Below are 5,897 nucleotides of genomic sequence, written 5' to 3'. Positions count from 1 at the left end.
GTGTTTATAAACCAAAAATAAAGAAGGACTTGATATGAAAACAATAATAATAGTAGCTGCTACTTCATTTTTATTTGCGTGTAGCTCAACGGACAACTCCCAAGCAGAACAAAGCGTAGCCAATAAAAAAATTGAAATGAACTGCGAAGTTAGTTCTATGACAGGGAGTAAACTTAAGAGAAAACGTTGTGTTGATAAAAAGCAGGCTGAATATGAGAGAGAAAATGCTCGGCGCCTGATAAGAGATGCTGAAAATAACACAGCAACGACTGATAGGTAGCTCTTTCATATTGTAAACTAGTGAGTATTCAAGTGTGTTGTCTGAATACTCATGATTTGTCTTTTACTTTACATCTACCACTTTACTAGCTTTACGATAGCGTATTTTGAAGCCACTCCAGGCTGGCAATTCCCACCTTTTTGGTGCATCTTTCCTTGTACCGCTGATGTGAGTAAGCTCGATTCTTTTTCCTTTAAAATTATAACTTACTGCCATTGTCAGCTCCGGAATTGACCATGTTAGCGGAAACTTTTCAACAAATGGTGCTAATTCCCACGCTTCAACTTCATTGAATAACAAGTCTTGTTCGTTGATTAGTGCTACATCATCATAGCTTTCTACACCTAGCGCTGTGAGTTTCTCACTTAAAAAGGAGTTGAGTGTGGGTACAAGTTCATCGCGTCCATGAAATTGGTAGAACAATGCTGTTTGCTCAATACTGGCTTCTATTTGCTTGGCCAAACCTGAAAATAGCGTATTATTTTGGATAAGTAATACTAAGGCGGAAACAACATCCTTGGGGTTGTTAAGACGCTTAGTCTGTTGGCCTAAAACCTCGTCACCGTAATGTGTAATAAACTCACCCCAAAGCTCATCATTATCAATATGGGCAGAGCGTAATGTCTGGTTGCCAAGGCCCATTTCAAGTAATTGCTTTTTCGTTAGTACCGCATTACACATCGCGAGCGTCTTGGCTTGCTTGGTACCCTTACCTGCGAGTGAAAAAGTATCTAATACCAGTAATGCTTCTGCCTGTTCCGATACGCGAGTATGGTTTGAAGGCATGACTTCAGCTAGGCCATTGTTAAAGCCATTGCGACGGTTTTGCTTATTGATATAAACCCAATGTGGCATTAGCTTAGCTAACTCAATGACGAGTTTGTCATGGTCAAAACTGGCTGCCTTATCCAAAGGCGGTAATGCGAATGCTTCACGCAATTGCGCGCTAAATTGCTGTGCTTCTGTGAGCGCCTCAGGCGTAATATCAATTAATTCTTCAGTTTGTCCTCTCACCACCGCGATAGCGATTTCTATATCTGAGCCTCGAGTAAATCGGCTATTTAATCTTGTTAAGCGCTCCACATCATTAGGTAACTGGTAAACTCTAGCTGGTACAGACAGTAGCGAAATAAGGTCAATAGCCGCTTGACGTAGCGTGTTTGAAGCCAATTTATGGATCACATAACCAAACTCAAAATCGATGGGCAGCGGGTACAGCAGCTTGCCAAGCGGAGTTGCTATATTTTGTTCATCAATGGCTTCTAATGTAATTAGCTGTTGTTTAGCTTTGCTTAGTGAGCTTTCAGGAAGTGGGTCGATAAAATCAATAGACGAGACGCCTGTTGTTGCACAGCCCGCCGCAAGTACAAGCTCTGCCAGTGATTCTCTTTGGATCTCAGGCGGGGTGCTGTCTATCAAAGGCGCATATTGGCCATATAACCGGATACATAGTCCCGGTTGCGTACGTCCTGCGCGTCCTAGACGTTGCTTTGCTGAATCTCTTGCAATCGCATCTAAGCCTAATACGGTTTTTCCAAGGCGTAAATGAGTACGACGCTCAAGCCCTGAGTCAATCACGCAAGTGACATTGGGAATAGTGAGCGAGGTTTCCGCAACATTGGTTGCGAGAATAATTCGACGTGTATTTTGTGCGGTTAGTGCGATGCGCTGAGCCTCGGGGCTACAGCCACTATATAAGCCAACGGTAGTCGCTGGCAGCGCTTTCACTTTAGCTAAGCTTGCTTGGATCTCGGCCTTGCCAGGTAAAAAGACTAAAATATCGCTCTGGCAATGTTCCAATGCGTATTGGCAAGCTGCAAAAACTCGAGTATCGAGTTGCTCTTTTTGGGGCATAGTTCTTGGATCAGGGGCGTGAAAATACTCTTCAACGGAGTAAATAAATCCTTCAGATTCTAAGATAGGGGCGTCTAAATAAGAGGCTAGCTTTTGGCTGTTTAACGTTGCCGAGGTAACAATTAGCTTGTGTGATTGAGCCTGCTTCAAGAGCGCTAATAATAAGTCCATGTCCCAGCGTCTTTCATGAAACTCATCCAACATCACGACGCTGAATTCCGCAAGTTTGCTCTCAAAAAACCACCTTAATGCTACACCCGGCGTTGCATAAACTACCTGAGTATCTGGTGAAAACCTCCCTTCAAACCGAATTGCAAAGCCGACCTTATCACCAAGCGGTGAGCCGCTTTGAGCCGCGACATACTCAGCTAAAGAGGTACAAGCAATACGCCGAGGTTCTATGACTAATACTCTGCCATGTTGTGAGGCCCAAAGTGGAAGTTGGGTTGATTTGCCAGAACCTGTTGTCGCACATACAACAATCGCATTTTGTTCACTTAGTGTTTGCGTAAACTGAGGGTGTAAAGATTCAATGGGTAGAGACATACTAGTTCATTTGCATTTTTCCGCCATAGTAACAAAGTTTGCTTGAAAAAGTCGGAGTCAGTACCAATTAATATTTGAAGACTTATTCAATAAAGGCCAAAAGCCATGATAGAAATAGTGCTTATTATCGGCCTTATTCTATTTGTTTCTCTGTATTGGAATTGGGAAAAAATTCAAAGACTGCAGTGGCAAAGGAAATATCAAGGTCAAACGCTGAGCGCGTCAGATAAGCAAGTATTGCTAAAATACATGCCTATCTACCGTAAGATGACAGATGCCGATCGCTTACAGTTAGAAAAACATATTGTCTGGTTTCTTGGCGAGAAACGGGTGTTGGGTAGAGATGGGTTAACGGTATCACGACCTATGACCCTAATTATTGCCGCAGATGCCTGTTTATTGGTACTTAAGCAAGCTTGGCCACTCTATCCCAATGTTAAAGAAATATTACTCTATCCCAGTAGCTATTACGCGCCACAAACTTCTAGAGATGGTGCCGGTTTGGTTAGTTTTCACCAAGCCGTTCGTCAAGGTGAGTCTTGGCCTGGAGGTACTTTAGTGCTGAGTTGGCACGATGTACTTGAGGGAAATCGATTACCTGAGGATGGTCACAACTTGGTGTTTCATGAGTTTGCCCATCAACTTGACCAACAAACTGGTGCGACGAATGGAACGCCTGCGTTACCTGTAGGAATGAGTTACCAAGACTGGGGGAGGGTGCTATCAAAGGCTTACCAGCACTTAAAAATGCAACTGTCTTACAATATGCCCCATGCCATTCATTCATACGGCGCAACAAACGAAGCGGAGTTTTTTGCCGTGGTAACAGAGACATTTATTGAAAAGCCCCATGAACTAAAACAGGAAAACCCAGAGCTATATAATTTGTTAAAAGACTACTATCAGTTTGAGCCGAGAGATTGGCAACGACATTAAAGCATATAAATAAAAAAACCGCTCAGTTGAGCGGTTTTTTCTTAAGAGCGTCGATTAAGAAAAGCTAATTTCTTTTCTTTCGCGCTTTTCTCTTCTTTGACCTTCAGGACGGCGCTTATCACCACCGCCACTACGTGGATCTTTAAAGCTACGCTTACGGTCTCTTTGCTCTTCACCTCTACCCTGACCTTGGTCAGCAGGGTGAGTGCTCTTAGTCATGTTCATAGGGCGCTGACAGATGTGAACGCTCTTGAAGTGGCTAAGTACATCACTTGGCATATTCTGCGGCAATTGAACCGTGCTGTGTTCATTGAACAGACGGATTTCACCGATGAACTTGCTTGAGATATCCGCTTCGTTTGCGATAGCACCAACGATGTTCTTAACTTGAACACCATGATCACGACCCACTTCGATACGGTAAGTATCCATTGGACCTGATGCACGATCACGGCTACGAGATTTGCGCTCACCACGGCTACCATCTCTGTCTCGACGCTCTCCACGACGATCATCACGCTCTCTACGCTCGCGCTGTTGAATTTGAATATCTTCAACTTTCAGCGGCGTTTGTTGCTGTGCCAGACACAATAGCGCTGCTGCTAAGTCTTCTTGGCTCAGCTCTAGCTTTTGTGCAAGGCCTGACGCCACTTTTGAGAAGAACTCAATGTCTTTGTGCTCAAGCGCTGCAGAAATCTTAGTCTCTAATGCACCAATACGCTTTTCTTCAACGACTTTCGCACTTGGTAATTCAACCTGTGCAATATCAGAGCGCGTATGGCGCATGATGTTCTTAAGTAAATAACGCTCGTTGTTCTTAACGAACAAGATTGCTTTACCTTGGCGGCCAGCACGGCCTGTACGACCAATACGGTGAACATAAGCTTCACAGTCTTGTGGGATATCGTAGTTAACAACAAGGCTTAGACGCTCTACGTCAAGACCACGTGCTGCAACGTCAGTTGCGATAACGATATCTAGTAAGCCGTTCTTAAGACGGTCTACTGTGCGCTCACGCGCCTGCTGGTTCATGTCGCCGTTGAGCGGTGCAGCTGAGAAGCCTTCACGCTCTAGTAGCTCTGCAAGCTGAACAGTGTCATTACGTGTACGTACGAACACGATAGCACCGTCGTAATCTTCCGCTTCTAAGAAACGTACGATCGCCTTGTTTTTGTGTGCAGTTGCACGCCAGTAAACTTGCTCGATCGTGGATACGGTAGAGTTACGCGGAGTGATCTTAACTTGTTCGGCGTTGTCTAAATACTTATTACAGATTGATTGGATCTGCTTAGGCATAGTCGCAGAGAACAAGCAAGTTTGCTTCTCTTCCGGTGTTTTTTCCATGATGCTTTCAACATCATCGATAAAGCCCATGCGTAGCATTTCATCTGCTTCATCAAGTACAAGTGCGTTTAGACCAGAAAGGTCAATCGTCTTGCGGTTGATATGGTCAATCAAACGACCTGGTGTTGCCACAATAATTTGGGCACCACGGCGTAGAGCACTCAACTGAATGCCGTAGCTTTGACCACCATAAAGCGCTAATACTTCAACGCCTTTAGTATATTTAGCATATTGCTGAAAAGCTTCAGCAACTTGAATAGCTAGCTCACGCGTTGGCGTAAGCACAAGAATTTGCGGTTGTTTAACGGATGCGTCTACTTGGTTTAACAATGGCAGTGCAAATGCTGCCGTTTTACCTGTACCCGTCTGCGCTAGTCCCAGTACGTCTTTTCTTTCTAGCAATAACGGTATACATTGAGCTTGGATCTCAGAAGGTGTTTTATATCCCAGCTCTTCGACTGCTTTTAAGATTGCAGGAGAAAGGTCTAAAGATTCAAACGTGACTGGTTCTGACATTAATGCGCCTCAACTATTTTAAAGAGGCGCGAATTGTACAGGAAAGATAAAACAAAAGCTTGCATAAATTCACACTATTTTATATGTGCATGATATTGATTAAAATTTAATCTGCATGGTTTTGCTAATTTACTGGTAGAGGCCCAAATTTGCTTTTGCGTAGGCTTCAAATTCAGTAAAGCCACCAATGTGAGCTTGGTCAATAAAAATCTGGGGTACGGTAGGACAAGGTTTACCCGCTGACTTTTCAAGGTCGGCTTTGCTTACCCCTTCTTTTACGATGTCAACATAGCGAAAATTGAAATCATCGCGCTCTTGCGTTAAACGTTCCGCTACTTCTTTAGCACGAACACAAAACGGGCAACCTTCACGACCAAAAATAACAGTAAACATATTTTTTCTCCTCTAAATGAATAAATTT

At 43.7% G+C, this 5,897-nt stretch carries 5 protein-coding genes; 2 read left to right on the top strand and 3 right to left on the bottom strand.

The features are described 5' to 3' along the window. The first annotated feature begins 34 nt into the window (after nucleotides 1-34). Nucleotides 35-280, top strand: a complete 246-nt coding sequence (locus tag L1D50_RS20870) for a hypothetical protein (RefSeq protein WP_128726933.1) — start codon at nucleotides 35-37, stop codon at nucleotides 278-280. 63 nt (nucleotides 281-343) lie between these two features. On the opposite strand, the gene L1D50_RS20865 is transcribed toward L1D50_RS20870, so the two are convergent. Next, on the bottom strand, nucleotides 344-2,680 hold the full coding sequence (locus tag L1D50_RS20865; protein WP_128726932.1) for a helicase-related protein: 2,337 nt from the start codon (nucleotides 2,678-2,680) through the stop codon (nucleotides 344-346). A 105-nt stretch (nucleotides 2,681-2,785) separates the two neighbouring features. On the opposite strand from L1D50_RS20865, the gene L1D50_RS20860 reads away from it, so the two are divergent. After that, nucleotides 2,786-3,616 carry a M90 family metallopeptidase gene (locus L1D50_RS20860; protein ID WP_128726931.1) on the top strand — a complete coding sequence of 277 codons (831 nt, stop codon included), beginning with the start codon at nucleotides 2,786-2,788 and terminating at the stop codon, nucleotides 3,614-3,616. A 54-nt stretch (nucleotides 3,617-3,670) separates the two neighbouring features. On the opposite strand, the gene L1D50_RS20855 is transcribed toward L1D50_RS20860, so the two are convergent. Together L1D50_RS20855 and L1D50_RS20850 are read right to left on the bottom strand one after the other, a co-directional pair. Then, nucleotides 3,671-5,476, bottom strand: a complete 1,806-nt coding sequence (locus L1D50_RS20855; protein ID WP_128726930.1) for a DEAD/DEAH box helicase — start codon at nucleotides 5,474-5,476, stop codon at nucleotides 3,671-3,673. A gap of 129 nt (nucleotides 5,477-5,605) precedes the next feature. Beyond that, a complete protein-coding gene (locus L1D50_RS20850) occupies nucleotides 5,606-5,869 on the bottom strand; it encodes a GrxA family glutaredoxin (RefSeq protein ID WP_128726929.1) in 264 nt (87 codons plus the stop codon). Nucleotides 5,870-5,897 lie beyond the last annotated feature (28 nt).

This window comes from Pseudoalteromonas sp. Isolate6 (assembly GCF_022398435.1).
Taxonomy (GTDB): Bacteria; Pseudomonadota; Gammaproteobacteria; order Enterobacterales; family Alteromonadaceae; genus Pseudoalteromonas; species Pseudoalteromonas galatheae.
This window is presented reverse-complemented; position numbering and strand designations above follow the sequence as displayed.

Excerpts from the sequence above, each read along its gene's own strand:
- L1D50_RS20870 (WP_128726933.1), top strand. The coding sequence starts at position 35 with ATGAAAACAATAATAATAGTAGCTGCTACTTCATTTTTATTTGCGTGT.
- L1D50_RS20865 (WP_128726932.1), bottom strand. The coding sequence starts at position 2,680 with ATGTCTCTACCCATTGAATCTTTACACCCTCAGTTTACGCAAACACTA.
- L1D50_RS20860 (WP_128726931.1), top strand. The coding sequence starts at position 2,786 with ATGATAGAAATAGTGCTTATTATCGGCCTTATTCTATTTGTTTCTCTG.
- L1D50_RS20855 (WP_128726930.1), bottom strand. The coding sequence starts at position 5,476 with ATGTCAGAACCAGTCACGTTTGAATCTTTAGACCTTTCTCCTGCAATC.
- L1D50_RS20850 (WP_128726929.1), bottom strand. The coding sequence starts at position 5,869 with ATGTTTACTGTTATTTTTGGTCGTGAAGGTTGCCCGTTTTGTGTTCGT.